This window comes from Lysinibacillus sp. NPDC096418, assembly GCF_044762775.1.
Classification (GTDB): domain Bacteria; phylum Bacillota; class Bacilli; order Bacillales_A; family Planococcaceae; genus Lysinibacillus.
On record NZ_JBIWEY010000001.1, the window covers coordinates 193,021 to 217,741 of the forward strand.

A 24,721-nucleotide genomic window follows, 5' to 3' on the forward strand; every position below is an offset into this window, starting at 1 on the left:
TTCTATAGTAACGGCAACTTGAAATGTTTTAATTAAAGCTTACTTTTTTGACAGTTACTTGATCCAATAAAGAATCAATTTTTTCTCTAGTTGCTAAGTCTTGGCTAAATGCAGTTGCACTTCCTGTTGCGACCGCAACTTGAAACGCTTTAATAAAGTCTTGCTCTTTCGAATATGTCCCAATAAACCCTGCTACTAATGAGTCACCCGCTCCTACAGAATTAAGTACTTTCCCTTTTGGAACGGTAGCACTGTAAACCTCACCATTTGTAAATAGAAGGGCTCCATCACCAGCCATTGAAACAATTACATTTTCAGCGCCCATTTCTACAACCTTTTTACCGTAAGGAATTACCTCTTCAACAGTTTTAATTGTTGCTCCAAACAATTCACTTAACTCATGATGATTCGGCTTAACTAAAAAGGGCTTATCTTGTAATACTTCTGCAAGAACTTTACCACCTGCATCAACTACTACTTTCACGCCACGTTTGCTGTACTCCCTCGTTAAATCTGAATAGAATGTTTTGGGAAGTGAAGGGGGGATGCTACCAGCTAAAACAAGAATATCACCTTCTTGTAATGTATCTAATTTTTTAAATAGATCCTGAACATTTTTTTCGGCCAGAGCAGGTCCTTGTCCATTAATTTCTGTTTCTTCCCCAGTTTTCAGCTTTATGTTTATCCGCGAATCTTCTGATACTTTTACAAAATCGGTAAGAATCCCTTCACTTTCTAACGTGTTTTGAATGAATTCTCCCGTGAATCCTCCTAAAAAACCTAATGCTTTAGATGGTACGTCTATCGTATTTAAAACACGTGAGACATTAATTCCTTTTCCACCTGGAAACTTGCTTTCACGATCAATTCGATTTAACTGATCGAGTTGAAAATCGTCCACCTCTACAATAAAATCAATAGATGGATTCAGTGTTACTGTATAAATCATGATGTCACAACCTTCATGTTTGTTTTATCAAAGTATTCTTTCATAACTTCATTATCCAAATTGGTTGTTATAATACCTGCCTTTTCAATCTCCGCTACTTTTGCAAAGAATGTTTCTGTGAACTTACTTTTATCAGCCAAAACAAACGTTTCTTCAGCTAACTCCATTGCAATTTTCTTCAGAACAGCTTCTTCTGGATCGGGAGTTGTAAATCCAAACTTTATATCTACACCGTTCATACCTAAAAAACACCTATCAAATCTATACTGTTTTAAATTTTCTTGAGCGACAGAACCAACAATAGCTTTAGTATTAGCTTTTATCCGTCCGCCTATTAAATAAGTCGTTATATTTGCTGCAGTTAATGCATCAACATGCATTACACCATTGGTTACGATTACAATATTTTTATTCGTTAAAAACGGAATCATCTCTGAAACAGTCGTTCCTGCATCGAGATAAATACAATCTCCTTCACGAATCATACTGGCTGCAGCTTCTGCTATTAGTTGCTTATCATGAAGGTTTTTGGATGATTTATCTTGCATATTTGGTTCATCAATCTTTGAATATGGAAGAGTTGCACCTCCATGAATTCTTTTTAAAAGACCTTGCTCTTCTAAAAGCGCCAAATCTCTCCTAATTGTTGATTCAGATGATTTTGTTCTTTGTACTAAGTTCTGCAAGTCAACTACACCATTTCGAGTTAACATATCTAAAATAATATGATGACGTTCCGCTGTTATCAAAACCCTACACCCTCTTGTTCATTCATTCACCTTACAATGTAAGTATAGTACAAACAAAAATCAAAATCAATCATTTTCGTTCAAAATCATTCAAAATACTATTTGATTTCTTTTATTATGTGTTGATTGTGAAAATAAAAACTTCAAAAATCGCCATCAAGAATTCGGCATAATTAACTTTTCATACGTAAAAGCCTTTAAAACTCCTTCTTTGCAAAAGAAAAAAGACTATAGAAAAACTCGAAATTCGTTGAGCTTATCTACAGTCAGAGATAAATATTGTTTAGACACTATTTCAATAAATTCCTTTTCACATATGCTTCTACTTCAACAGCGGTCGTCAATGTAAATAGTTGGTCAAGATGGCCTACTAATTCCTCTTTCGACAATTTGGCAATTTGCGCACGTGTATTTAAGATGGATGGCGCACTCATTGAAAACTCATCTAATCCAAGTGCCAACAAAATTGGAATAGCGATTTCATCTCCAGCCATTTCCCCACACATCCCTACCCATTTACCGTGTTGATGCGCTGCCTCAATAACTGTTTTCACAAGTCTGATAATCGCAGGGTGATAGGGTTGATATAGATAGGAAATCTTTTCATTCATACGATCGGCCGCTAATGTATACTGGATTAAATCATTCGTTCCTATCGATAGGAAGTCTGCCTCTTGTGCAAATAGATCCGCAATAACTGCTGCTGATGGGATTTCAACCATCATACCGACTTCAATCGACTCAGATACAGGAATTCCTTCCGCTACAAGCTTTTGTTTTTCCTCTATTAACAAGGCTTTTGCTTCTCTGAACTCGTCTAACGTAGCAATCATCGGGAACATTACCTTTAAATTACCGTACACGCTAGCTCTTAATAGGGCACGTAATTGCGTACGGAAAATGTCCTGCTGATCTAAACATAAACGAACTGCACGGTAGCCTAAGAATGGATTCATTTCATGCTCTAGCTTTAAATAAGGCAGGATTTTATCGCCACCAATATCTAATGTTCGAACAACAGTTGGCTTGCCTTGCATTTTTTCTAGAACCGTTTTATACGCGGTAAATTGCTCTTCTTCATTCGGTAATTCCTGACGGTCCATATACAAGAATTCTGTGCGGAAAAGACCGATTCCATCCCCACCATTTTCAAGTATCATGTCAACATCTTCAGGTTTTCCGATGTTTCCAGCGATTTCAACATGATGGCCATCAGCACTCACACTCTCTAAAGAACGGTATTGGTCCAATAATTGTCTTTCCTCTTCGCTCTTTTTCTGTTTTTCCATGTATTCATTTAGCACATCTTCAGTCGCATTCATAATCACTTTGCCAGTCGTACCATCGATAATAACCGGAGCCCCTTGAACAATATCTCTCGTTGCTGTTTTTGTACCTACCACAGCAGGAATCTCCATCGTTCTCGCTAAAATAGCTGAATGTGAAGTTCTACCTCCGATATCTGTAATAAAACCTTTTACATAAGTTTTATCTAATTGTGCTGTTAAAGAAGGTGTTAAATCCTCCGCTACGATGATTACATCAGTCGAAATGCGGCTAAGATCCGTAACCTCAACGCCTAACAAATGTGATAGTACGCGCGTTGAAACATCACGAATATCCGCTGCACGTTCTTGCATATATTCATTATCCATTGCTTCAAACATTTCAATATACATTGTAGCTGTTTCTTGTAAGGCAAATTCTGCATTCCATCCATCATCGATTTTTGCCTCAACTGCGCCAAGCATTTCTGGATCGCCTAAAAGCAATAGGTGCGCTGAAAAAATAGCCGCTTTTTCTTCACCGAATTTTCGTTTAGCATTGTCACGAATTTCTTCTAATTCTAATTTCGCTTTTTGATAAGCCTCTTTTAGTCTGTCCTTTTCAGCATCAATATCCGTAACCCTTACTTTTTCAAAAGATAAATCAGGTTCTATCAAACAGTAAGCTTTCGCTACGGCGATGCCATTTGACACAGCAATCCCGTTAATTTCTAGCATTCTTCACCAATCCCATTAGAAGTAATTACTTCCGTTACTTTATTAATTAGTGCTTCAGCATCCGAACCTTCCGCTGAAATATCAACAACAGAACCTGGTGAAACTCCAAGAGCCATAACGCCCATAATTGATTTTAAATTTACAGTTTTCTCTTTGTATGTCATAGATACTTCAGATTCAAACGGAGTTACCGCTGTCACTAATAATGTTGTTGGTCTTGCGTGTAAACCTTCTGCCGCTGTAATTTTGTAAGATTTTTTCATTTGAATATCTCCTTTTAAATTAATTAAAATCATTGTGATTTTTGTTATTTTTAATCATGAAGTAATTATGTGCTGGATCACTCGATACATACACACTTCCAAGGACCGATACTACATTTTATAGACATCCATCTTTTTCGATAAATTGATAAAGTAATGCGTTTAAATTCGTAGAACCAATAACAGTTAAAGCAGGTCAGCATTGAATTCTCTGATCACTTAACAGCCAATTAATATACGAGTATCTAAGAATAAATCAACAATGTTCTCTAGTCGATATGCTTTGTCTCTTACTCTAGGTCCATTAATGATAGTAGAGATAATACTTTTGTATCTATTTTGGAAGCTTTTCTTCTATTTCTCAGCAACTTTTTCAATACATTGCTTTTCATGCTGTACCATGAATGTTTTTGGATGATTTATTGTTCATGGTAAGTAGTTCATCCATCGTTCGCTACTAAAAGTACATAATCTCTCCTAATTGATTCATATGACTTTGTTCCTTGTACTAAGCTTTACAAATCAACTATACCTTTAATCCAAAATAATATAATGAAGTTACACTGTTATTATTACCTACATCCTCTTGTTCATTCATTCGCATTACGTTGTCATTATAGTACAACAAAAAATCAAAATCAATCATTTTCATCCAAAACCAATCAACCCAAGCTTTAATTTTGTCATTTTGGTTAAATATTAAAATAAACATGTTTGAAAAATTCCCCACATTCAGATTCTCCTTTTTTTGTGAAAGAAAAAAACTGTAGAGTACCTCAAATTTCTTTGAGGTACTCTACAGTCTGAGTCATATAAATATTGTATACCGCATTCTATGAGCAATCTCCTACAATATTAACTGAAGGCACCATAAATTACTCCGCTGTATCGGTGACTTTTTATCAAATCAACAACTTAAACAATTATTAAACTATGACGAATCCCGATTGTGCCGTAATGCAAGAAAAACGTTCGTTTTGAACCCACGCCTTGCAGGTGGGTGCCCGCTTTGTAACTTTAAACTTCCCGCTCCGTGTGGGGCATGTTTGCTGGCACAAAATAGAAGGCTCCCAACGATATATTGTTCGGTCAAAACTGTTAATAAGAGTATGCAGCTAAACGAACACATCAGGATTCGTATTACAGTTATAATAACACGAATATTCAGATAATTCAAATCAATAACTATTAAAAATCGATCATTCTTTCGAAATTACAGAAAAATACCTAGATTCCGGACATTTTCTGTTAAGGAATCTAGGTATTTAAAATTATTTAGTCAGTAGCAATTATGCTTCTTTACAGAAACTTTTACAACAGCAGTAGAAAACAATTATTTTCTAAACGGTTTGATTGCTAAGCTTAACTCATTAAGTTGGTCTGGAGACACTTCACTCGGTGCTGATGTAAGTAAGCAGCTCGCACTTGCTGTTTTAGGGAACGCAATTGTATCACGTAAGTTTGTACGACCTGCAAGTAGCATTACAAAACGGTCAAGACCGAATGCAAGACCAGCATGTGGTGGTACTCCATATTCAAATGCTTCAAGTAGGAAGCCGAATTGAGCCTTAGCTTCTTCTTCTGTAAAGCCAAGTAATTCAAACATTTTTTCTTGTAAGTCGCGTTCGTAAATACGTAGTGAACCTCCACCAAGCTCATAACCATTTAACACGATATCATAAGCTTGTGCACGCACAGCTGATGGATTTGTATTCATTAATTCGATATCTTCGTCGAATGGACGTGTGAATGGGTGATGTGCCGCATAGTAACGACCGTCTTCTTCTGAGTACTCGAATAATGGCCAGTCAGTAATCCATAAGAATGCAAATTGTGACTCGTCGATTAAACCAAGATCATGGCCTAATTTCGTACGAAGTGCACCAAGAGATGCCGCAACTACAGAAGGTTTGTCAGCAACGAATACTAGAATATCTCCTATTTCAGCACCCATGCGCTCGATTAGAGATGCCGCTAATGCTTCATCAAAGAATTTAGCAATCGGGCCATTTAAGCCTTCTTCAGTTACTTTCAACCAAGCAAGACCTTTTGCTCCGTAAATTCCAACGAATTTTGTTAACTCATCCATGTCTTTACGAGAATATTTGTCTGCAGCACCTTTGATGTTGATACTTTTTACTTGTTTACCTGATGCAACTGTATCAGCAAACACTTTGAAGTCACAGCCATCAAAAATATCATTTAATGCAACTAATTCTAAACCAAAACGAACGTCTGGCTTATCTGAACCGAAACGATCCATTGCTTCTTGATATTTCATGCGTTGGAATGGCGCAGGAATATCAATACCTTTTACGTCTTTCATAACCGCTTGAATTAAACGTTCGTTCATTTCTAATACTTCTTCTTGTGTTAAGAAGCTTGTTTCGATGTCGACTTGTGTGAACTCAGGTTGACGGTCAGCACGTAAATCTTCATCACGGAAACAACGAGCGATTTGGAAGTATTGCTCAAAACCAGCTACCATTAATAACTGTTTAAATAATTGTGGTGATTGTGGTAAAGCATAAAACTCACCTTCATGAACACGTGATGGTACTAAATAGTCACGTGCACCTTCAGGAGTAGATTTTGTTAAAATTGGTGTTTCTACTTCTAGGAAGCCTTCGTTTTGTAAGAAGTTACGAATTGTACGAGTCACATCTGAACGCATTTTGAAAATATCAAACATTACAGGACGACGTAAGTCTAGGTAACGATATTTCAAACGTAAATCTTCTGACACATCTGTACGGTCTTCAATTTGGAATGGCGTAGTTTTTGCTGTGTTAATCACGATTAAGCTAGTCGCTTCTACTTCAATTTTACCGTTTGGTACGTTTGGATTAATTTGATCTTCAGAACGAAGTAGTACTGTCCCTTCGATTTCGATTACGTATTCATTACGTACTTTGTCTGCTAAAGTATGCGCTTCTGCTACATCTGGGCTAAATACCACTTGAGTAATCCCTGTACGATCACGTAAATCGATGAAAATTAAACCACCAAGGTCACGGCGACGTTGCACCCAACCTTTTAATACTACTTTTTCGCCTTGTAACGCTTCTGAAAGTTCGTTACTAGCATGTGTTCTCTTTGCCATTTGTAATTCCTCCAACTAATTATTTACCTAATAGATAATTTACTAATTCTGAAAAAGCGACTTTTTGTTGCTCGCCTGATTCCATATTTTTTACCGTAGCTGCTTGTTCTTCAAGCTCTGTTTCCCCTAGAACGATTGTATATTTCGCGCCTAGACGGTCAGCAGACTTCATTTGCGCTTTCATCTTACGGTCTAAATAATCCATTTCCGTAGAAATACCCTTCGCACGGAATGAACTTGTTAGCTCCACTGCTTTTAGCTTCGCTTCGTCTCCCATTGCAATCATGAATACTTCTAGCGCAGACTCTGTATCCAGCTCTACACCTTCTGCTTCAAGTGCAAGTAGTAAACGTTCGATACTTAAAGCAAAACCAATACCAGGCACATCAGGTCCACCGATTTCCTCCACTAAGCCGTTATAACGACCGCCACCACAAAGTGTTGTAATTGCACCAAAGCCAGAAGCTGTCGACATAATTTCAAACGTTGTGTGATTATAATAATCAAGGCCACGGACTAGGTTTGGATCTACCTCATAAGAAATACCAAGTGTATCTAAATACGTTTTCACTTGTGCAAAGTAAGTAGCTGATTCTTCTGTTAAGAAGTCAGTTAATGCTGGTGCAGTAGCCATCAATGAATGTTCGCGGTCTACCTTACAGTCTAAAATACGCAGTGGATTTTTTTGCAATCGGTTTTGACAATCCGAGCAAAACTCATGGATATGTGGCTCAAAGTGATTAATAAGTGCTGTACGGTGCGCATCACGTGTTACTTTATCACCCAATGAATTAATGACTAATTTTAAATTCTTTAAGCCAACTGATTCATACACATCCATTGCTAGTGCAATTACCTCTGCATCAATGGCTGGATCGGCACTACCGATAGCTTCCACACCAAATTGTACGAATTGACGATATCGTCCCGCTTGTTGGCGCTCATAGCGGAACATCGGCCCCATGTATGAAAGTTTTACTGGTTGGTCTGGAGAGCCAAACATTTTATTTTCTACATAAGATCGAACTGTCGAAGCTGTACCTTCTGGACGAAGTGTCAATGAGCGACCACCACGATCTTCGAAAGTATACATTTCTTTTTGCACAACATCCGTTGTTTCTCCAACACCGCGCGCAAATAAATCTGTTTGCTCGAAAATCGGTGTACGAATTTCGTTGTAACGATAAACATGACATAAATCACGGATAATCGACTCTACCTTTTGCCACTTTTCTGATTGTCCTGGCAAAATATCTTGTGTACCACGCGGCACTTTAAAATTCATACGAATACCTCCTCTACAATTTGCTTATGAGCGGGTTTGCTTGTGAATTGAGCGACTTTAATACGAGGTTGAGCGACCTATTTACATACGCTAAACTTGCCAAAACAAAAAAAGCCCTCGCCACCTTGCTAATCGCAAGGGACGAGAGCTATATATGCTTCCGCGGTTCCACCCTAGTTGACGCACAAAAAAACATGCATCCTCCTCATAAATCGGATAACGGCCGATTCCGTTTTTTCCTACTAAGCAATACCTTTTCAGAAAAAAGCCTCTCAAGTGTTGTTCACATTATACATTTTTGTAGGAAAGATTTCAGCCCCGGTCTTTCCCTCTCTTCTCCAATAGAGGTATATGCTACTCGCTTGGTCATAAGCGTTCAATCATTTTTTCATTACTCTTTATGTTAGTCATATCGACAAGTAATGTCAACTGTTTTTGTTTTTTTTAAGTCAGAAGCAGCAAACTACAAATTCCAGGACTATCCTCACACGAATTATTTATCATAAATATGATAAAATAGCACGAGAATAGGAGGAATCTGATGATAAAAAAACTACTAAATATAGTTCCCATCTTACTGTTACTCTTTACAGTCATGATTCCAAGTATGCAGATAGGACAAAAAGCTTCTGCTAATTCAGACGATTTAAAAGTAACAGGTACAATACTTCATTTACGTGAAGGACCGGGGCTCTCATACCCAATTATTACAACTCTCGAAGAAGGTGATTTCCTTACATCCATCGGGCGTCAAGATGACTGGATTCAAGTCAAAACTAGCGCCTATGAGGGTTGGGTAGCTTCTTGGCTTACAGCTCCGACAACTAATGTACAAACAGTCGATAAAACCGTCATCGCACAAGTCGATCGGTTAAATATCCGAACTGAGCCAGATATTTCATCTGCCGTGCTGGGTCAGCTCTCTACAGGCAACCAAGCAACACTTTTACAAGAATCCGGTGAATGGGTAAAAATTAACTGGAACGGTGTAATTGGCTGGGTATCGACTAGCTATGTGACAATTAATGAAAAAACTAAAAAAACTACAGAAACCAAAACAGAAACATCTGAAAATAAGACAGTCACATCACCCGAAGATACGACATTCACTGTATTGGTAGACACATTAAATGTCCGTAAAAAGGCTGATTTAACCGCAAATAAAGTTGGGACTGTCTCAAAAGGACAAGTCTTTAAAGTTCTGAAACAAGAACATAATTGGGTGCAAATCCAATACAATGCAAACAAAACTGGCTGGGTGTATAGCTTTTACGGAACTTTTTCTGACATGACAAAAAGCACATCCACTAGCTCTACAAAAAAAGATTTAGGTTCTGTTACCATCATTTATAACGGAACAAACCTTCGAACGGATGCCACAACAAGTGCAGAAGTTGTCGAACGAGTAGATGCTGGGGAAACTTATCCAATTATCGGTACGAAGGGCGATTTTTACGAAATTCAATTAGGTAAGAAAACTGCATTCGTCGCAAATTGGGTTGTGTCTACAGATGCTAAAAATACCGCTGTTAAAGAAGATACAAATATCACTCGTAACAAAGGAACTTTAAACGGTTTAACAATTGTTGTGGATGCTGGTCACGGTGGAAACGATCATGGTACAACAGGCCAACGTGGAACAGATGAAAAAGACATTACTTTAAAAACAGCTTCATTATTAGCATCAAAACTTAGTGCTGCGGGTGCCGATGTCATCATGACTCGTGAATCAGATGAGTATGTAGCACTGCGCAAACGTGTATCAGTTGCCCATCAATATGATGCTGATGCCTTTATTAGTCTACATTATGATGCGACAGACGATAGCTCTGTTTCTGGCTTCACTTCATATTATTTAAATGGAAACCAAAAGGGACTCGCTGAAGCAATACATAAGGGGCTCGGAAGTAAAATCAATTTAAGGGATCGTGGAACACAACCTGGTAACTATTTAGTCCTTAGAGAAAATCGCCAGAAGGCCGTTCTCATTGAACTTGGCTTCCTTAGCAATGCCGGAGAAGAACGCGTCATCACAACAGAGAAATTCCGTGAGCAGGCATCATTAGGTATCTATCAGGGAATCCTTGATTATTTTAATAAAGAAATTTAAAAAAATGAGCACATCACTGAATCAGTGATGTGCTCATTTTCTATGCTATTATGAATTATTTTGACTCCAAAAGAATAGTAACTGGTCCATCATTTGTAAATGCCACATCCATCATTGCGCCGAAAACACCTGTTTCGACATGTAAGCCATGTTCACGGAGTGCATCATTAAATGCCTCCCAAAGTGGCTCAGCAATTTCAGGTCTTGCCGCACTAATAAAACTCGGACGATTCCCTTTTTTTGTTTCACCATACAAGGTAAATTGTGAAACCGATAAAATCGCTCCACCATGCTCCAATATAGAATGATTCATCTTCCCATCAGCGTCTTCCCATAAGCGTAAATTCGCAATTTTTTTCGCTAGATAGGTGATATCCTCCATTGTATCCTCATGTGTAATCCCAACAAGGAGCACATAGCCTCGATCTATTGCACCCGTAACTTCACCACCGACTGTCACGGATGCAGCTTTACTACGTTGTAATACTACTTTCATTATTTGAAACCTCTATTCTATCAAGTTCACCTTGGCGTATTTACTTATGCATACAACCAGAGGAATAACGTTACTTAGTAGTTGTTAAACTATTAGTTAATAACACGTTGTACCGAATAAATATCAGGGATTTGTTTTATACGTTCTACAACTTTATGCAAATGCGAAATGTTTGAAATCGAAATCGTCAAATGGATAGTAGCTATTTTGTCTCGATCTGCTCGACCACTTACGGCTAAAATATTCGTTTTCGTTTCACTCACAATTTGCATAACTTCGTTTAATAAGCCTGGACGATCAAAGGCAGAAACCTCAATATCAACAGGATACTCTTTTCTCTCTGGTGCGAGTCCTTCTTCCCATTCTACTTCGATTAAACGATCTTGTTCACCCTCGACTTGAATGTTTGGACAGTCTGCACGATGGACCGAAACTCCTCGACCTTTCGTAATAAAGCCGACAATATCATCTCCAGGCACAGGTGTACAACAACGTGATAATCGAATAAGCATGTTATCAATGTCTTTTACAACAACGCCAGATTCCGTACGTCTTTGCGGAATTGGATTTTTCATTTTCATTTCAATTTTTTCAAGTGCCTCTTCTTGTTCACGTTCTTTACGACGTTTTTCAGCAAGACGATTCACAACTTGTTGAGCTGTAATACCATTTACCGCGACATTGGCAAATAAATCTTCTTCATTCGTGTAATTCATTTTTTCACAAACGCGTTTAAGATTTTCTGCAGACAATGTTTCTTTTAAATCAAAGCCTTGGGCGCGAATTTCCTTATCAATCATCTCTCTTCCTTTGATAATGTTTTCTTCGCGAAGATGACGTTTGAAAAATTGTTTGATTTTATTTTTCGCTTGTGATGATTGTGCGATTTTTAACCAGTCACGACTTGGGCCAAATGATTGTTTTGACGTTAAAATTTCAATGATATCACCAGTTTTAAGCGGTGTATCCAGCGTTACCATTTTACCGTTAATTTTTGCACCAATTGTACGATTTCCGACTTCTGAGTGCACACGGTATGCAAAGTCGATTGGTACAGAGCCAGCTGGTAATTCAACGACATCTCCCTCAGGCGTAAAAACATAGACCATATCCGAGAATAAATCGAATTTTAATGATTCCATAAACTCCTCTGCATTCGAAGATTCATTTTGGAATTCTAAAATTTCACGGAACCACGTCAGCTTTTGGTCCACATTTTGTTTTTCATTATCAACCTTTTTACCTTCTTTATATGCCCAGTGTGCCGCAATCCCGTATTCTGCTATTCTATGCATTTCCTTCGTACGAATTTGCACTTCAAGCGGATCACCATAAGGTCCAATTACAGTCGTATGTAGTGACTGATACAAATTTTGCTTTGGCATGGCAATATAGTCTTTGAAGCGACCTGGCATCGGCTTCCATAATGTATGCACAATTCCTAACACGGCATAACAATCTTTAATGCTATCAACGAGCACACGAATTGCTAGCAAATCATAAATTTCGTTAAATTGCTTTTTTTGTAACACCATTTTTCGATAGATGCTGTAAATATGCTTAGGGCGACCGTAAATATCCGCATCGATTTCAACATCACCTAATTGTGATTTCATTTCACCCATTACATTATCTAAATAGGCTTCGCGCTCATCACGTTTCTTCTTCATAAGACTTACGATACGATAATATTGCTGTGGATTTAAATAACGCAGAGCTGTATCTTCTAACTCCCACTTCACCGTAGAAATCCCTAGACGATGTGCAAGTGGTGCAAAAATCTCCAGTGTCTCTTTCGAAATTCGGCGCTGTTTTTCAGCAGGTAAATGCTTTAATGTACGCATATTGTGCAGACGGTCTGCTAGTTTGATCAAGATTACACGAATATCTTGAGCCATCGCGATAAACATTTTACGATGATTTTCTGCTTGCTGTGCTTCTTTCGACAAATATTTAATTTTTCCGAGCTTCGTTACGCCGTCAACGAGCATCGCCACATCTTCACCAAACTCACGCACTAAGTCGTCACGCGTAAATTCCGTGTCTTCTACAACATCATGTAAAAAGCCCGCTGCGACTGTTTCCGGATCCATTTGTAATTCAGCTAAAATACCGGCAACTTGTACCGGGTGAATAATATACGGTTCGCCAGAGCTACGAAACTGCTCAATATGTGCGTCTCTTGCTAATTCATATGCTTTTTTCACGAATGCGACATTTTCATCATTCATATAGGATTTGACTAAATCAAAAACATCTTGAGGAGTCAAAATTTGCTCTTTCGCCATAACATGTCCACCTTGCTCGTCAAATTTTTCAGATTAGATATAACTTCAATTGTATAAAACATCAAGGGCTATTGTAAAGGGACTGTGTCATATAGTTTAGTTAATCTCGTGAAAAGTGCGGAAAATGGAAATACTTTTCTTTAAAATGAACAAAAAGACCCCCTACTAAGCGTAGAAGCCTAGCAGGGAGTCTTTATAAATACGTTTATTTTGATTGATTGAATGCTACAGCAATTTTCGCACCAACAACTGCATTGTTTTTCACTAATGCAATATTGGCATCTAAGCTCTTGCCTTCAGTTAATTCTTTTACTTTTCCAAGTAAGAATGGTGTTACGTTTTTACCTAGAATGTTGTTTTCTTCTGCTTCACGTAAAGCTTTTTCAATAATGTTTGTAATGAAACTGTGATCCATTGCCTCAGCTTCTGGAATTGGATTAGCAATTACTGCTCCACCTTTAAGACCTAATTCCCATTTAGCGTGTAACATCGCTGCCACATCTTCTGGTGTATCTAATTGGAAGTTAACATCAAAATCACTTTCACGTGTGTAGAATGCAGGAACTTTGTCTGTACCGTAGCCAACTACTGGTACACCTTTTGTTTCAAGGTATTCAAGTGTTAAACCGATATCTAAAATTGATTTTGCACCTGCACAAATTACAGCTACGTTTGTTTGTGCTAATTCTTCTAGGTCTGCAGAAACGTCCATTGTTGTTTCAGCACCACGGTGAACACCACCGATACCGCCTGTTACGAAAATTTCAATACCAGCTAATTCTGCACAGATCATTGTTGCAGCAACAGTTGTCGCACCTAATTTTTTCGTAGCTAGTAAGTATGCTAAGTCACGGCGAGATGCTTTTGCAACGCCTTGTGAATTACCGAACATTTCAAGTTCTTCATCAGATAAACCGATTTTAATTTTACCATCGATTAATGCGATTGTTGCTGGAACTGCACCGTTGTCACGGATAATTTGCTCTACTTCACGGGCAGTTTTTACGTTTTGTGGATATGGCATACCATGTGAAATAATTGTAGATTCTAAGGCAACGATTGGTAAGCCTTTCTCTTGTCCTGCTTTTACTTCTTCTGATAATACGATAAATTCTTTCATGTTGTTATTCCTCCATCTCATTTTTCAAAAGTTCTTCTGTTAATTCTGGTCTGACCGTATATGGTGAAGCAAGTGTATTTTTGGAATTTGTTAATCCTGCATCAATACATACTTCAAATGGTTGCTTTGTTAGCCAGCTATGTATTACTCCGCTGACAAAGGCATCACCAGCACCTGTTACATCTTCAATTTTCGAGATTTTTTTTGCAGCAAAATGACGTGGCTGAATCGCAGTTGTTGCAGCGAAGACACCTTTTGCTCCTGCTGTAATAACAGCGTACTTAACACCTGCACCCAGCAAATGTTGTAATGCGTTTGCATAATCTTCTTCAGTTTGAATGCTATGCCCTACAATTGTTTCTGCCTCATCCGTATTACAAATAAACCATGTTATTCCTTTCAATGAATAAGGAAGTCTATTCATTTTCGGCGAAGATACAGGCACAATCACTAGTGGAATTTCTCTTGCAATCGCAATACTTTGAATATATTCCACTGTTTCTTTTGGGCAATTTAGATCAATAATAAAGCAGCCTGCATTCATCAGCATTGTTTCATGTTGTTTTAACAAAGACGGTACTAATAAATCATAAACATCCATATTGGCAACTGCTAATGCTAGTTCACCTTGCTCATCCATAATGGCTGTGTATGAACCGGTCGACGCATCTGGTAGCTGTTCTACATAGCGTAAATTCATAAAAGCTTCAGAAGCTTCTTGAATAGCTAGCCAATCAGCATCCTTACCAGCTGTCGTCAGCAACGTTACTTCATGACCAAGACGCCCAAGGTTTTCCGCAACATTGCGTCCAACACCACCCACACTGAATGTGGAACTAGAAGGGTTTGACGTTCCTAGTTGAACAGTTCCTTTCACATGGAACTTTCGGTCAAGGTTTGCTCCGCCAATGCAAATAATTTCATTTTCCTCAGGTAAGATATAAGCACGACCTACAATTTTTCCTTGCTTCGTTAAACTTGATACTAAATTTGCAAGAACTGGACGTGACAAATTCATCTTATCTGCCATCTCTTGTTGAGACATAAACGGATTTTGACGAATTAGCGAAAGTACAACTTGCTCTCTCTCATTCATAGCATCACCTTTTATTATATTTGTTTGAATTATAAACTTTTGTTTTCTGGAAGTCAAATAAAAAAGACGTGCCCATTTTATTATGAGGCACGTCCTTCGTTTTATTAGTATTCAATTAATGTTTTAATGTTTAAATCGCCAAGCTTTGCACGACCATTTAATTCAGTTAATTCGATTAAGAATGCACAACCAACTAATTCGCCGCCTAATTGTTCAATTAAACGTACTGTTGCTTCAACTGTACCACCAGTAGCAAGTAAATCATCACAGATTAATACTTTTTGGCCTGGTTTAATCGCATCTTTGTGCATTGTTAATGTGTCTTTACCGTATTCAAGACCATAGTCAGCACTGATTACTTCACGTGGTAATTTCCCTGGTTTGCGTACTGGTGCGAAACCAATTTCAAGTGCATAAGCGACTGGGCAGCCAATGATGAAGCCTCGTGCTTCAGGACCTACAATAATTTCAGCGCCAACTTCTTTTGCATACTTCACAATTTCGTCTGTTGCATATTTATAAGCAGGACCGTTATCCATAATTGTTGTGATGTCTTTGAAACTGATACCTTCTTTTGGCCAGTTTTCAACTGTTGTAACATATTGCTTTAAATCCATTCGTTTGTTCCTCCTATGAAACCTGTTGTGATCTATCAAATTCGCCTCGGCGTATTTGAGTCCAGATTTTTATATCGTGCTTGTACGATATACTCCACTGTAAAATCTGTGACATCCGCCGGAGGCAGTAACAATATTCACCAGAATATTGTTACATTCGTTCATCAAACCATTGCTTTAACTCTATATAAGGGGCATAGACAAGCTTCTGCTCCATGTCAATCTGTTCTGAACGTTGTTTGTATGACGGTGCCTCCGATAGCGCTTGTTTCGGCGCATCCACGTTGACAGTCGTCAGTCCACTCTCCATTCTAACAAAATTGAGTTCAAAAAACACCTGTGTCATAAACTTTAATGCATCCAGTGGCCAGCCTGTATGCTTGGCGAGATCGGATAAATGCATGTTTAATGGAAATGCAGGGCGATTTTTCAAAAATTTATAATACCAGCTAAATTGCTCACGCGTCGGCATACCATTGAAATATTGCGAATCCGGCATATAAAAATGCGCATAAATACGTGATGGCGCTGTTTTTTTCAATACATTTTCTAACAATCGAACATTTAGTGGCAAATCAAGTAAAACGATAAAATTGGCTTTTTCCACATTCGATAATGACTCATCGACATACAGAATTGGCACACCTAGAAGCGATTGGTAATATGTAATCGTTTCAGGTCGGAATGCTAGAAATGCAGCTTCTTCCTTCGGCACAGTATTTAGCCAGCGAGACGTTTGGCGTATTCCACGAATATCGAATAACTGCCATTCAGACGTTTGGACGTCCTCTATCATAAATTGTGGTTTTTTACGTCCTTGCCACTCATTAATTTGAAGATCCCCAATAAACGATACTTTTATACCATACGTAAGCTCATCATGGAGATGCCCTTTGTTAAAACCAACACTATCCAATTTTTCAAAGCCATCCGTTAATTCCATTTTAATATGATTTTCTGCCGCACCTATTTTACGCATTGAGGCAACTTCTACGTCCTCTAGCACATACACCGGTTTGGGGAAATCTGTACCAAATGGACCGAGCTTTGCAATTTCTTCAATTGCATCTGTCGAAATTTCATCAATTTTCAGTGGAATATCAATATTGATTACTGGTGTCAATTGTTCCTCTGTTAAACAAGCCCTTGCCTGCACATCAAGACGCGAGCGTAGTTCATCGACATGTTCGAGCGGTAAAGTCATCCCCGCTGCCATTGGGTGTCCACCAAAATGCGGTAAAATATCACGATTTTTAGCAAGTTCATTATAAAGATGGAAACCTTCAATACTACGCGCAGAACCTTTTGCAGTCCCTTTTTCAGGATCAAGGGATAACACGATTGTCGGGCGATAATATAACTCGACAAGTCGTGATGCCACAATCCCTACCACACCAGGGTTCCAACCTTCTCCCGCAACAACTAACACGAGTGAGTTATGAATTTTTTCATCTGCTTCAATCATCGCTGTTGCCTGCTCTGTAATGTCCTTCACAATATCCTTGCGTTCGGTATTACAAGTATTCAATTTTTTAGCTAGGGTTGTAGCCTTGATAACATCCTCTGCCATCAACAATTCCACTCCGGGTGCCGCTTCACCGAGGCGACCGACTGCATTTAAGCGTGGACCAAAGTAAAAGCCAATCGTTTCTTCGTTAATTTTTGACTGATCGGCACTTGAGACCTCACACATCGCCTGTACCCACGGACTAAGCGAACGTTGCATTTCTTCAATACCACGCTTTACTAAATAACGATTTTCATCGACTAGTGGCACTAAATCCGCAACCGTACCAATGGCTACGAATTCAAATAAATGCGTCGGCAATTCACCGTATAGGGCATGCGCCAGTTTAAACGCTACACCGACACCTGCAAGCTCGCCAAATGGATAATGTCCCTCTGGCACACGCGGGTGCAAAATAACATCCGCCGGAGGTAATTCCTCGCCTGGCTCATGGTGATCTGTCACAATGACATCCATACCAAGTTCCTTTGCCACACGAATCGGCTCTATACCAGAAATTCCGTTATCGACCGTAATAATAAGCTGGACACCTTCTTCATGTGCCTCACGGAATAATTGCTCACTCGGTCCATAACCATGTAAAAAACGATTTGGAATTTTGAACGTTACATCAGCGCCAAGATCGAGTAAAACATGTAGCATCACTGTCGTACTAGTCACTCCATCTGCATCGTAATCGCCATATACTAATATTTTCTCACCATTATCTAGTGCTTGCTCGATTCGCGCTACCGCTTCTGCCATACCATGCATTAAAAACGGGTCATAAACACTTGTTTCCGTCATATTTAATAAGCTTTCTGCATGTGCTGATGTTTCACAGCCACGTGCCACTAAAATTTTTGCAGCAATAGCAGAAAGTTGTAGGTTGTTTTGTAATTGTTGCACAAGCTGTTCGTCTGGACGTTCCACTTGCCATCTTTTTTTTGATTGAATCATTATTTCACTTCCTCACGAAAGCTATTATACCGAAAATGGACAAGGTACGCACTATCCGTTGGTTACTGATACGTCTATCCTTCAAACTCGTAATATTTTCCACATGCAAAGAAAAAAAGCCTACTCTCATTAAAGAGTAGACCTCACACATACACCTTTTGATGCAGCAACCAACGCTTCCACTTTTGCAAAATCACCTTCATGTAACGCTGTAACAATCGTACTTCCTACAATCACACCATTACCCAAAGCTCCCATACTTACCACTTGCTCAGGTGTTGAGATTCCAAACCCTGCAAGCACTGGAATCAGGCTGGCCTCACGCAACCTTGCAAAATGTCCCTCTAAATCAGTGGCAAAACTTGCACGTGCCCCAGTAATTCCGTTGACCGTCACCGCATAGACAAAACCTTGACTTGCTGCTGCGATTTTTGCAATGCGCTCGGGTGGGCTCGTTAATGACACCAGTTGCACGATGTCAACACCATATGAATTTAATGCCTCACGTAAAATCTCACTTTCCTCAAGCGGCACATCTGGTACTATTAATCCTTTAACACCACCTGCTGCACAGGCAATTCCAAACGCCTCTAAACCATACGCTAACACAGGATTAAAATAGGTCATCACAACAAGTGGTACCGTAATATCCTCTCGGAAAGACGTTAACTCTTCTAATACTTTACGCAGTGTCACTCCTTTAGCCAAAGCACGTTCACCAGCCTGTTCAATCGTTGGTCCATCTGCAACAGGATCTGTAAATGGAATGCCAACTTCAATCGCTGTAACGCCTATCGCTTGTAACTTTAAAATTGTTGGTTTCAATGTTTCTAAGCCACCGTCTCCAGCCATAATATACGGCACAAATGCTTTATCGCCAGCTTCGTTCACCTTTACAATAGCTTCCTCGATTGTTGTCATTACTTTTCACCTCCAAGAACTGCACGCACTGTATGTACGTCTTTATCACCACGACCAGATAAGCACACAACAATCACTTCATCCGATGTCATTGTTTTCGCTAGCTTCGCCGTATACGCAATCGCATGAGAACTTTCTAACGCAGGTAAGATACCTTCTGTACGACTCAAAAGTTGTAAGCCTTCTAGCGCCTCTTTATCTGTAATCGCGTCAAATTTCGCACGTCCAATATCATGTAAATAGCAATGTTCTGGACCCTTCCCTGGATAATCAAGCCCCGCAGAAATTGAATGTGCCTCTTGCACAAAGCCATTTTCATCTTGCAATAAATACATGTACGCGCCATGTAAAACACCCAACTGTCCTCCAGCAATTGCTGCAGCATGTTTGCCTGATTCAAGACCGCTCCCTGCCGCTTCTACGCCGTACAATGCTACTTTTTCATCATCGACAAACGGATGGAACATACCAATAGCGTTACTACCGCCGCCGATACAAGCTACGACAGCCTCTGGTAAACGACCTTCCTTTTCAAGTATTTGCGCTCTTGTCTCTATACCTATCACACGCTGAAAGTCACGCACAATTTTCGGAAATGGGTGCGGTCCTAAAGCAGAACCTAGAATATAATGTGTGTCCTCAACATTTGTTACCCAATAACGCAATGCTGCATTCACAGCATCCTTTAATGTTTTCGAACCGCTTTCCACAGATTCTACTTTCGTACCAAGTAGCTCCATGCGGAATACATTTAATTGCTGACGTTTTATATCCTCTGCCCCCATGAAGACAACACATTCTAAATTTAAAAGCGCACAAGCTGTCGCCGTCGCCACACCATGTTGCCCAGCTCCTGTTTCAGCAACAACTTTCTTTTTGCCCATACGTTTTGCCAGTAAGGCTTGCCCAATAGCATTATTAATTTTGTGTGCCCCTGTATGATTTAAATCTTCACGCTTTAAGTAAATTTTTGCACCACCTAATTCCTTCGTTAAATTCTCTGCGAAGTACAGTGGTGTTTCACGGCCTACATATTCCTTCAAATAATAGTCCAGCTCATCGATGAATGCTTTGTCTGCCATCGCCGTGTCATACGCTTCCTCTAATTCAAGAAGTGCTGTCATTAATGTTTCTGGTACATATTGGCCACCAAATTTTCCGTAGCGTCCCTCTTTTGTAGGTACACTATTTGCTAGTGAATTCGTCATTTTACTCTCTCCTTCTTTGCTGCCTGTAAAAACCCCTCAATCTTTCCTATATCTTTCACACCATCTGTTTCTACGCCACTCGATACATCCACCATGAACGGTGTAACAAGTGATACAGCCTCACTAATATTTTCCAGCTTTAAACCACCCGCTAGAATCAGCTTTTCTTTTGGAATACCAGCTGTCTCAAGTAAGGTCCAATCAAACGTATGCCCACTACCACCCTTAAAATCTGTCCCAGGAGCGTCAAATAAGTAATAATCGACATCGTACTGCGCAGCTGCCTGTACATCCTCAGCCGAACGTACAGACAACGCCTTAATCGCACGATAGCCTTGCTCACGGATAAAGTCTGGAGCCTCTTCACCGTGATACTGTACGTAGTCAAGGGGTACCCCTTCTACGGCGGTACGAAGCTCCTCAGCAGTTGGATTAACAAACACACCGATCTTTAGTACACCGTCTGGCACATGCTTTGCCAGTTCGTGTGCCTGTGCAATCGATACGAGCCGCTTACTAGGTGCAAAGACAAAACCAATAGCATCAGCACCAGCACTTACTGCTGCATTTACATGTTGGATTTCCTTTAATCCGCAAATCTTCACCCTTGTCATATTGATAGCCCCGCCTTACTTACTTGCAAGCTTTTTAATGCTTCCCCTGCGTCGCCACTTCGCATTAATGACTCTCCGACAAGCACAGCACTAGCCCCCATCGCCGCAACAGCCTTCGCATCGTCACTCGTCCATATCCCACTTTCACTAATGAGTACACGTTCGTCTCCAAACGGGAAAGAATCCGCAATTTCACATGTACGGTCTAGGCTTACTTCAAATGTGCGTAAATCTCGATTATTGACACCAATTAGCTTTGCCCCAATAGCAATTGCACACTCAAGTTCCTCGACATCGTGTACCTCTACTAACACTTCAAGTCCCAAACTTGTTGCGTAGCCGAATAAATCACGCAACGTATCAATTTCTAACGCTGCAACAATCAATAAAATAATCGATGCACCCGAGGCTTTGGCAAATCGGATTTGCACACGATCTATCATAAAATCTTTACAAAGAAGTGGAGTTGGGACAGCCTCGGCTACTGCCGCTAAATCGTCAAATGAACCTTGGAAAAATTTTTTGTCTGTTAACACTGAAATCGCTGCAGCACCCGCATTGGCATAAGTTATTGCCTGTGCCACCGGATCTGCACCTTCTGCAATCAACCCCTTCGACGGAGAAGCGCGCTTCATTTCTGAAATGACTTGTAGTGTATCTGATTTTCGTAATGTCTCAAAAAGTGATACACGATGTTGTTTTGTGAAATTTGCTAATGGGTCTGGCTGTTCTAAAAGTGCTCCTACTTCTATTTTTTTCTGTTCAAGTATTTTCGTTAATATATCCATTATCGAACCTCCAGCTCTTTTATTTTTTCACTGTAGGCAACGACTGCCTCTAGTTTTTCTAATGCGCGTCCGCTATAAATACTGTCTTTCGCCATATCGACACCTTCTTTGACCGTGAGTGCTTTGCCGTGTCCAAATAGCCCTATACCTGCATTTAACAACACGGTATATAGATAAGCACTTTGCTCACCTGCTAACAACTTACGCATAATGATGGCATTTTCGTCCGCGTTGCCCCCACGAATTGCTTCTAGTGGTGCATAGCTTAGACCTACATCTTCTGCTGTTAGCGAGAATGGAATTAAATCACCTTTATCGACTAACACAAATGTATTTTGCCCTGCTAGCGAAGCCTCATCTAAACCTCGTGGACCAGAAACAACTAACGCTCGCTCTCTTCCAAGCATTTGCAAAACTGATGCATATTCCATAACAAAATTCGGACGGTTAATGCCCGTAAACTGCGTAGCTAATGGCACTGGATTTGTTAATGGACCGACTAAATTGAAAATTGTCGGTTTACCAAGCGCTCGTCTGACTTCACCAATGCGCTTTAATTTCGGATGGACATTTGGTGCATATAAAAACGCAATTCCCTCTTTTTCAAGTAATTCAACTGTTTGTTCAATCGTAATATTCGTGTGAATACCGAGTGCTTCTAACACATCCGAACTACCAGACGCAGAAGAAATTTTGCGATTGCCGTGCTTTGCCATTCTTACTCCTGCTCCTGCTAATACAAACGCGGAAGTCGTACTGATGTTAAACGTATTTAAGCCATCACCACCTGTACCGCAGTTATCCATATAGACACCTGATTTTGCAGGCACGTCGAGCGCAAAAGAGCGCATGACAACCGCAAGTGCAGCTACTTCATGAGCTGTTTCACCTTTTGCCGATAAAGCCGTTAAAAAGCTCGCAATATCTTCTTTAGGTGTCTCTTCTTGAAACATCCACTTTGCCGCTTCAAACATTTCCTCATACATTAAGTGCTCATTTTGTTGTACTCTACGCTGTATTGCATCCATCAATTTACGCTCCCTTCATGTTGAAGCAGTTGTCTAAATAATTGTTCCTCTTCAACTACTTGCTCGATTAATTCTTCAACATCTGTATGTTTTGTCACCGTTACCGCTGTTTGCATGTGTAGTGTTTCGTTTGCGACAACGATAGATTTACCAGTTAAGGTAAAATCCAGATGACCGTTAAAGCCAATAAAACCAATGGCACCATCAAATATCCCTGCTGTTTGAGCTGTTTCTTCTAAATATGCCATTGTCTGTTCCTTCGGTGTACCTGTTAACGAAAGTGGTGGCAATGTCGCTTTTAGTACATCTAACGCATGAAGCATTGGCAATATCGTTCCCTCTAATCGTGATGTCATAAACAACATATGTTTCGAACGTTCGATGCGCATCACATCAATGATTTGAATCGAATCTCTGAAGCAAACTGATTGCAATTCATGCTGCACAGCACTTACTAACGCAGTATGTGATTTACGAATATGCACATTTTCAAAGACCTTCCGTTCGTTTTCAAGATCTTCCGCATCCGTAGGACCACGTTGATACGATCCTGCTGTTGGTGTCGCAATGACACGCTCTCCATTTACCCGAATCAAACTTTCCGGAGAAGTTCCCATTACAATATGGTCGTCAAATGTCACATAGTACATATAGGGTGCTGGATTTTTTTTTCGTAATTGACGATAAAGTGCAAATGCATCACCTTCTAAATTCGCTACATACCGCTTCGTCAGCACAACACGTGCATTTTCACTATCCAGTAAATCTTGTGCTTTCTTCAATGATGCTTCAAATTGTTCCATAGCTGTGGATTCAAGCGTTTGATACTGATAAGCTATATCTTCCCCTTCTCTTGCTGTTAACAGTTGCTTTGCAAGTTCATGAAGGTTTGGCTCCTTTTGTTCCGCATCGATATTCGTATGGATAAGTGTCACTTCATCTGTCACATGATCGAACACAATAATCGTTTCATACACATGAAAATGAACATCTGGTAGTTGCAGCTGTTCGTCATTTGCTTTAAATGAAGATGCCGCTCCGTATCCAACAAAGCCTACCGCGCCACCCGAAAACGGAAACTGTGTTGTGTTTGAGATACGCGGCATTAATCGTTTTAGTAATACAAATAAATCGCCTTTATGTGTATAGGTTTGACCTGTTTTATAAGCGAATTCCTGTATTTCATCGCCTGCCCCCTTGTATGTTTTACGAGGATTGGCTCCAATAAACGAAAAGCGCCCAGCCCCTTCATGTTGTGCTGAACTTTCAAGTAGAAATTTGTGTTGACCTTGAAGACGTCTGAAAATTAAAATCGGTGTTAATGAATCGCCATTAATTGTTTTCATCTTTGTTCTTGAACTCGTTGTTGATTGCATTATTATCAGTCTCCTTTTAAAAAATAAAAAAAGCCCCCTGCAAATAGGAAATTCCTAATTGCAGAGGACGATCATGACCGCGTTGCCACCTCAAATTAGAGCAAAATTGCTCTCACTTATGTGCATTATAGCACTCCCTATAACGTAGGATCACGTTTGCTAAATTGATATTAGCAACTCTCATAAGTCCATTCACATAAGCTACAAATCAGTTCACACCAACCACTGACTCTCTTTTTT

The 24,721-nt window shown here is 39.6% G+C and carries 20 protein-coding genes, 1 other RNA gene and 2 other annotated features (1 of these 23 cut by a window edge); of the genes, 1 reads left to right on the plus strand and 20 read right to left on the minus strand.

The window, feature by feature from the left end:
* Positions 1-28 precede the first annotated feature (28 nt).
* The 8 genes from pfkB to hisS form a co-directional block, all read right to left on the minus strand.
* Positions 29-949: a 1-phosphofructokinase gene (pfkB, locus tag ACIQZG_RS00930; protein WP_402753279.1), complete on the minus strand. Its 921-nt coding sequence runs from the start codon at positions 947-949 to the stop codon at positions 29-31.
* On the minus strand, positions 946-1,698 hold the full coding sequence (locus ACIQZG_RS00935; protein ID WP_402753280.1) for a DeoR/GlpR family DNA-binding transcription regulator: 753 nt from the start codon (positions 1,696-1,698) through the stop codon (positions 946-948). The genes pfkB and ACIQZG_RS00935 overlap by 4 nt, the downstream gene beginning before the upstream one ends.
* Positions 1,699-1,988: 290 nt before the next feature.
* Positions 1,989-3,701 carry a phosphoenolpyruvate--protein phosphotransferase gene (gene ptsP / locus ACIQZG_RS00940; protein ID WP_402753281.1) on the minus strand — a complete coding sequence of 571 codons (1,713 nt, stop codon included), beginning with the start codon at positions 3,699-3,701 and terminating at the stop codon, positions 1,989-1,991.
* The gene (locus ACIQZG_RS00945) at positions 3,695-3,964 is read right to left on the minus strand and encodes an HPr family phosphocarrier protein (RefSeq protein ID WP_402753264.1); all 270 of its coding nucleotides are present in this window, start codon (positions 3,962-3,964) and stop codon (positions 3,695-3,697) included. The genes ptsP and ACIQZG_RS00945 overlap by 7 nt, the downstream gene beginning before the upstream one ends.
* 526 nt (positions 3,965-4,490) lie before the next feature.
* A complete protein-coding gene (locus ACIQZG_RS00950) occupies positions 4,491-4,694 on the minus strand; it encodes a hypothetical protein (protein ID WP_402753282.1) in 204 nt (67 codons plus the stop codon).
* Between the two features lie 206 nt (positions 4,695-4,900).
* A non-coding RNA gene (gene ssrS, locus ACIQZG_RS00955) (6S RNA) lies at positions 4,901-5,102 on the minus strand.
* A gap of 195 nt (positions 5,103-5,297) precedes the next feature.
* Positions 5,298-7,067 carry an aspartate--tRNA ligase gene (gene aspS, locus ACIQZG_RS00960; RefSeq protein WP_402753283.1) on the minus strand — a complete coding sequence of 590 codons (1,770 nt, stop codon included), beginning with the start codon at positions 7,065-7,067 and terminating at the stop codon, positions 5,298-5,300.
* Between the two features lie 19 nt (positions 7,068-7,086).
* On the minus strand, positions 7,087-8,352 hold the full coding sequence (hisS, locus tag ACIQZG_RS00965) for a histidine--tRNA ligase (protein ID WP_402753284.1): 1,266 nt from the start codon (positions 8,350-8,352) through the stop codon (positions 7,087-7,089).
* 134 nt (positions 8,353-8,486) lie between these two features.
* Positions 8,487-8,731 (minus strand) — a binding site (T-box leader).
* Positions 8,732-8,893: 162 nt separating this feature from the next.
* Here hisS and ACIQZG_RS00970 point away from each other — a divergent pair.
* Positions 8,894-10,462: an N-acetylmuramoyl-L-alanine amidase family protein gene (locus ACIQZG_RS00970; protein WP_402753285.1), complete on the plus strand. Its 1,569-nt coding sequence runs from the start codon at positions 8,894-8,896 to the stop codon at positions 10,460-10,462.
* Between the two features lie 55 nt (positions 10,463-10,517).
* Here the strand turns inward: ACIQZG_RS00970 and dtd are convergent, their stop codons facing one another.
* From dtd to ACIQZG_RS01030, 12 genes are all read right to left on the minus strand, one after another.
* Positions 10,518-10,958 carry a D-aminoacyl-tRNA deacylase gene (dtd, locus tag ACIQZG_RS00975; RefSeq protein ID WP_402753286.1) on the minus strand — a complete coding sequence of 147 codons (441 nt, stop codon included), beginning with the start codon at positions 10,956-10,958 and terminating at the stop codon, positions 10,518-10,520.
* A gap of 92 nt (positions 10,959-11,050) precedes the next feature.
* Positions 11,051-13,246 carry a RelA/SpoT family protein gene (locus ACIQZG_RS00980; RefSeq protein WP_402753287.1) on the minus strand — a complete coding sequence of 732 codons (2,196 nt, stop codon included), beginning with the start codon at positions 13,244-13,246 and terminating at the stop codon, positions 11,051-11,053.
* Between the two features lie 205 nt (positions 13,247-13,451).
* Positions 13,452-14,366 (minus strand): pseudouridine-5'-phosphate glycosidase, encoded by a 915-nt coding sequence (locus tag ACIQZG_RS00985; protein ID WP_402753288.1) that lies wholly within the window; start codon positions 14,364-14,366, stop codon positions 13,452-13,454.
* Between the two features lie 4 nt (positions 14,367-14,370).
* On the minus strand, positions 14,371-15,462 hold the full coding sequence (locus ACIQZG_RS00990) for a carbohydrate kinase (RefSeq protein WP_402753289.1): 1,092 nt from the start codon (positions 15,460-15,462) through the stop codon (positions 14,371-14,373).
* A gap of 104 nt (positions 15,463-15,566) precedes the next feature.
* Positions 15,567-16,079, minus strand: coding sequence for an adenine phosphoribosyltransferase (locus ACIQZG_RS00995; protein WP_402753290.1), 513 nt, complete (start codon positions 16,077-16,079; stop codon positions 15,567-15,569).
* Between the two features lie 151 nt (positions 16,080-16,230).
* Positions 16,231-18,546, minus strand: a complete 2,316-nt coding sequence (gene recJ / locus ACIQZG_RS01000) for a single-stranded-DNA-specific exonuclease RecJ (protein ID WP_402753291.1) — start codon at positions 18,544-18,546, stop codon at positions 16,231-16,233.
* Between the two features lie 129 nt (positions 18,547-18,675).
* Positions 18,676-19,467: a tryptophan synthase subunit alpha gene (gene trpA, locus ACIQZG_RS01005; protein ID WP_402753292.1), complete on the minus strand. Its 792-nt coding sequence runs from the start codon at positions 19,465-19,467 to the stop codon at positions 18,676-18,678.
* Positions 19,467-20,675, minus strand: coding sequence for a tryptophan synthase subunit beta (gene trpB / locus ACIQZG_RS01010; RefSeq protein WP_402753293.1), 1,209 nt, complete (start codon positions 20,673-20,675; stop codon positions 19,467-19,469). The genes trpA and trpB overlap by 1 nt, the downstream gene beginning before the upstream one ends.
* Positions 20,672-21,289, minus strand: a complete 618-nt coding sequence (locus ACIQZG_RS01015) for a phosphoribosylanthranilate isomerase (RefSeq protein WP_402753294.1) — start codon at positions 21,287-21,289, stop codon at positions 20,672-20,674. The genes trpB and ACIQZG_RS01015 overlap by 4 nt, the downstream gene beginning before the upstream one ends.
* Complete coding sequence (gene trpC / locus ACIQZG_RS01020) at positions 21,286-22,077, minus strand: indole-3-glycerol phosphate synthase TrpC (RefSeq protein ID WP_402753295.1); 792 nt, start codon at positions 22,075-22,077, stop codon at positions 21,286-21,288. The genes ACIQZG_RS01015 and trpC overlap by 4 nt, the downstream gene beginning before the upstream one ends.
* Positions 22,077-23,105: an anthranilate phosphoribosyltransferase gene (gene trpD / locus ACIQZG_RS01025; RefSeq protein ID WP_402753296.1), complete on the minus strand. Its 1,029-nt coding sequence runs from the start codon at positions 23,103-23,105 to the stop codon at positions 22,077-22,079. The genes trpC and trpD overlap by 1 nt, the downstream gene beginning before the upstream one ends.
* Positions 23,105-24,481, minus strand: a complete 1,377-nt coding sequence (locus ACIQZG_RS01030) for a chorismate-binding protein (protein WP_402753297.1) — start codon at positions 24,479-24,481, stop codon at positions 23,105-23,107. Before ACIQZG_RS01030 ends, trpD begins: the two co-directional genes overlap by 1 nt.
* A 60-nt stretch (positions 24,482-24,541) precedes the next feature.
* Positions 24,542-24,721, minus strand: a binding site (T-box leader) (it continues 37 nt past the right edge of the window).

Excerpts from the sequence above, each read along its gene's own strand:
- pfkB (WP_402753279.1), bottom strand. The coding sequence starts at position 949 with ATGATTTATACAGTAACACTGAATCCATCTATTGATTTTATTGTAGAG.
- ptsP (WP_402753281.1), bottom strand. The coding sequence starts at position 3,701 with ATGCTAGAAATTAACGGGATTGCTGTGTCAAATGGCATCGCCGTAGCG.
- ACIQZG_RS00945 (WP_402753264.1), bottom strand. The coding sequence starts at position 3,964 with ATGAAAAAATCTTACAAAATTACAGCGGCAGAAGGTTTACACGCAAGA.
- aspS (WP_402753283.1), bottom strand. The coding sequence starts at position 7,067 with ATGGCAAAGAGAACACATGCTAGTAACGAACTTTCAGAAGCGTTACAA.
- hisS (WP_402753284.1), bottom strand. The coding sequence starts at position 8,352 with ATGAATTTTAAAGTGCCGCGTGGTACACAAGATATTTTGCCAGGACAA.
- ACIQZG_RS00970 (WP_402753285.1), top strand. The coding sequence starts at position 8,894 with ATGATAAAAAAACTACTAAATATAGTTCCCATCTTACTGTTACTCTTT.
- dtd (WP_402753286.1), bottom strand. The coding sequence starts at position 10,958 with ATGAAAGTAGTATTACAACGTAGTAAAGCTGCATCCGTGACAGTCGGT.
- ACIQZG_RS00980 (WP_402753287.1), bottom strand. The coding sequence starts at position 13,246 with ATGGCGAAAGAGCAAATTTTGACTCCTCAAGATGTTTTTGATTTAGTC.
- ACIQZG_RS00985 (WP_402753288.1), bottom strand. The coding sequence starts at position 14,366 with ATGAAAGAATTTATCGTATTATCAGAAGAAGTAAAAGCAGGACAAGAG.
- ACIQZG_RS00990 (WP_402753289.1), bottom strand. The coding sequence starts at position 15,462 with ATGAATGAGAGAGAGCAAGTTGTACTTTCGCTAATTCGTCAAAATCCG.
- ACIQZG_RS00995 (WP_402753290.1), bottom strand. The coding sequence starts at position 16,079 with ATGGATTTAAAGCAATATGTTACAACAGTTGAAAACTGGCCAAAAGAA.
- recJ (WP_402753291.1), bottom strand. The coding sequence starts at position 18,546 with ATGATTCAATCAAAAAAAAGATGGCAAGTGGAACGTCCAGACGAACAG.
- trpA (WP_402753292.1), bottom strand. The coding sequence starts at position 19,467 with ATGACAACAATCGAGGAAGCTATTGTAAAGGTGAACGAAGCTGGCGAT.
- trpB (WP_402753293.1), bottom strand. The coding sequence starts at position 20,675 with ATGACGAATTCACTAGCAAATAGTGTACCTACAAAAGAGGGACGCTAC.
- ACIQZG_RS01015 (WP_402753294.1), bottom strand. The coding sequence starts at position 21,289 with ATGACAAGGGTGAAGATTTGCGGATTAAAGGAAATCCAACATGTAAAT.
- trpC (WP_402753295.1), bottom strand. The coding sequence starts at position 22,077 with ATGGATATATTAACGAAAATACTTGAACAGAAAAAAATAGAAGTAGGA.
- trpD (WP_402753296.1), bottom strand. The coding sequence starts at position 23,105 with ATGGATGCAATACAGCGTAGAGTACAACAAAATGAGCACTTAATGTAT.
- ACIQZG_RS01030 (WP_402753297.1), bottom strand. The coding sequence starts at position 24,481 with ATGCAATCAACAACGAGTTCAAGAACAAAGATGAAAACAATTAATGGC.